The organism is Rubritalea tangerina (assembly GCF_042683245.1).
Taxonomy (GTDB): Bacteria; Verrucomicrobiota; Verrucomicrobiia; order Verrucomicrobiales; family Akkermansiaceae; genus Rubritalea; species Rubritalea tangerina.
Window position 1 is genome coordinate 1 of the sequence record NZ_JBHUJB010000087.1, and the last position, 2674, is coordinate 2674.

3 protein-coding genes are annotated in these 2674 nt (G+C 46.1%); all 3 read right to left on the reverse strand.

The annotated features are described in order from the left end of the window. Window positions 1–138: 138 nt before the first annotated feature. The 3 genes from tnpC to tnpA are packed head-to-tail and all read right to left on the reverse strand — an operon-like array spanning window position 139 to window position 2535. Window positions 139–1704 (reverse strand): IS66 family transposase, encoded by a 1566-nt coding sequence (gene tnpC, locus ACFSW8_RS17085; RefSeq protein WP_377088320.1) that lies wholly within the window; start codon window positions 1702–1704, stop codon window positions 139–141. Between the two features lie 55 nt (window positions 1705–1759). After that, the gene (gene tnpB / locus ACFSW8_RS17090) at window positions 1760–2113 is read right to left on the reverse strand and encodes an IS66 family insertion sequence element accessory protein TnpB (protein WP_377088322.1); all 354 of its coding nucleotides are present in this window, start codon (window positions 2111–2113) and stop codon (window positions 1760–1762) included. Continuing rightward, the gene (gene tnpA, locus ACFSW8_RS17095) at window positions 2107–2535 is read right to left on the reverse strand and encodes an IS66 family insertion sequence element accessory protein TnpA (protein ID WP_377088324.1); all 429 of its coding nucleotides are present in this window, start codon (window positions 2533–2535) and stop codon (window positions 2107–2109) included. The genes tnpB and tnpA overlap by 7 nt, the downstream gene beginning before the upstream one ends. Between the last annotated feature and the right edge of the window lie 139 nt (window positions 2536–2674).

Below are 2674 nucleotides of genomic sequence, written 5' to 3' on the forward strand. Positions count from 1 at the left end.
AAGGGAAAACCTACACCACGGCACGTACTTACGATGCCGCAAACCGCCCGATCAGTCAAACCTTCGTAAGCGTCTTATCACGCACCTCTAGTCACTGAGTCATAGATGTCGTATGCATATTAGCTACGACGTTTATGACTATGATGCTTTTCTTTGCGAGTGATGTTGCAGTCGAGCATAGGCTTCAGGTGTATACTGGGCAAAAGTGTCTTTGGTCACTTTGATCTTTGGCAGCTCAGTGAAGAGCCAAACAAGGTAGTGCCACGGGTCGACTTTTCTTCGACGTGCACTTTCTATTAGCGTGTACCAGATCGCGTTGGTTTGTGCTGCATCGTGGCTACCCATGAACAACCAGTTCTTTGCGCCCAGCTTGGTTGGACGAATACCATTTTCGATCAGGTTGTTATCAATCTCTAATCTTCCATCAAAAAAGCATCTTTCTAGCTTATCCCATTGCCCAAGGGCGTAGTGGATTGCCTTACCAAGATTGCTCTGAGGTAATACTTTGCGCTTTGTGACGAGCATTTTGAGGGCTTTTTCTAATCGACGGTAAATGGGAAGCGATTCTACTAAGCGTATTCTCTCTCGCTCTACAGGTGAAGCGCGCTGTTTACGTAGCTTCGACTCAATCGCATAGAGGTTTTGGATCTGTTTGATGATCCATGTACTGATATAGGGCTTGTAGGCTCGTGCTTCGTAGAACTTGCGCCTTACGTGTGCCCAGCAGCCAATAAGGTCTATGGCGTCAGCTTTTTGTTGGTAGGTTTCGTAGGCTGAGTAGCCATCACACTGAAGCACACCAATGAAGTTTTGCTCTCTTGTGCTCAATAATTTTAACAAGCAATCATTAGCTCGACTCGCATGCCATTGGAAAAAGATGTCACCTCTACCGTCATCAGCGTGCAGATCTGGTCGGCTTAATGTCCAAAGGTAGCCTTTTTTCGTCGAACCATGCCCAGGTTCTAAATACTCAATGGGAGTCTCGTCAGCCTGAAGGTAAGTTTCACTGAGCATCTTTTCATGCATCGCATTGTAAATCCCTGTGAGGTATTGGCTGGCGAGATCTCCTATCCATTGACTCATTGTATTGCGAGCAAGATGCACACCGTGCCTTGTGAGGAACATTTGCTCCTGCCGATAATAGGGAAGATGGTAACAAAACCGATTCGAAGCAATTTCCGCAGCGAGTCTAGGAGTAAGTATGCTCCTTTCCTTTAAACTTGGAGGTAATGGTGCGATAAAGAACTGCTCTAAATCATCAAAGCTCGCCGACCTTTTGACGAATTTCTTTCTGCGCGTAATGATACGTCTAAACTGAGCAGGGTCATAGTCGAGCTTTTCGCTCACTTCTTCGGCTATTTCACGGTAGAGGGAAGGATCTTTCTGAACCTCATCGGGTATCAGAATGATTTCTTCAGTGGGGAGGTTTTCGGGAAGAGATTCCTTACGGGATTTACGGCGTTTTCTGGGGCGAGTCGATGGCGATGATTCGTCCGAGGTCTCCAAATCATCGCTTTCGCACTTTCCCACAGGATTCGCTCCCTCCAATAAGAGCTGAAGCTGATTTCTATCTAACTGCTCAGAACTCTTTCCAAAAATCTTTCTGGCTAGAACGTCTAACTTCTGGCGCAAAAGCTCATTTTCTCGGGAGAGCTGCAAGTTCAGTTCTCGGAGTTTTTTAAGCTCTTTGTTTACCTCAGCCATTCTTTCTCTGAACTTTATCTTGGATGTGTTTTTTGCAAGAAAATATTTCTGTTAGTTAACCTGCGTCATACCATGGCAAGCGACAACCATCACGCATGTCGATTCCGTCCATGAGCATAGTGAGAGCTTTCGGATTGAGAGTGAGCTTTTGTGTCTCTGGGTTCACACTCCTCGGCCAACTAAATTGACCTTTCTCTAGTCGCTTCGCTAACACCCAGACACCACTTCCGTCCCAGTACAAAATTTTAAGCCGATCACGTTTTTTATTAGTGAACACGAAGACAGCACCCGACATCGGGTTGAGCTTCATCTTCTCCTCAGCAACTTGCCACAGTCCATTAAAGCTCTTTCGCATATCGCAAGGTTCCAAGCCCACATACACCTTCACCTGAGAAGTAAAACTTAGCATGAGAGTTCGTGCATCAAAGTTTTTACGAGCGGTATTTGACTTTCACTCGCTATGAAAATTTTAACTCCATTGGGAAGTAGTACCTCTAAACTAGAGCTTGGTTGCTTAGAGGTGGAGTTCGAAACATCCACTTCAATAAGGTTGATTGCCTGAGGCGACTTTTTCGAAGCTTGAGGAGTTTTACTTCTACGCATTCTAAGCTTACGACGCGTGTCTTCCTTGTCGTAATCACCACGGGCTCTGCGGCGTTTTTGAATCCAGCTAGCAAATGTCATCGTGGGCACACCATGGGCCCTCGCAAATTCAGCTCCACTCATACCGCTCTGCTCAAAAGCATCGAGCATTTCTTCTCGCTTATGCTTTGGGACTGTTACTCGCCCAAGAGCATCCGTTTTCAATATTTCTGATTCATCAGCACTCATAGTCATAAACGTCGTAGCTGCTATGCATACGACATCTATGACTCAGTGACTAGAGGTGCGTGATAGGACGCTTACAAACCTTCCAAGACGGCAAGGTTCAAACATGGGTGTACGATGCGCGTAACCTCGTGGCATCGAG

What these genes read in the sequence shown, in the direction of transcription:
- tnpC (WP_377088320.1), bottom strand. Translation starts at nt 1,704, where the DNA reads ATGGCTGAGGTAAACAAAGAGCTTAAAAAACTCCGAGAACTGAACTTG.
- tnpB (WP_377088322.1), bottom strand. Translation starts at nt 2,113, where the DNA reads ATGCTAAGTTTTACTTCTCAGGTGAAGGTGTATGTGGGCTTGGAACCT.
- tnpA (WP_377088324.1), bottom strand. Translation starts at nt 2,535, where the DNA reads ATGAGTGCTGATGAATCAGAAATATTGAAAACGGATGCTCTTGGGCGA.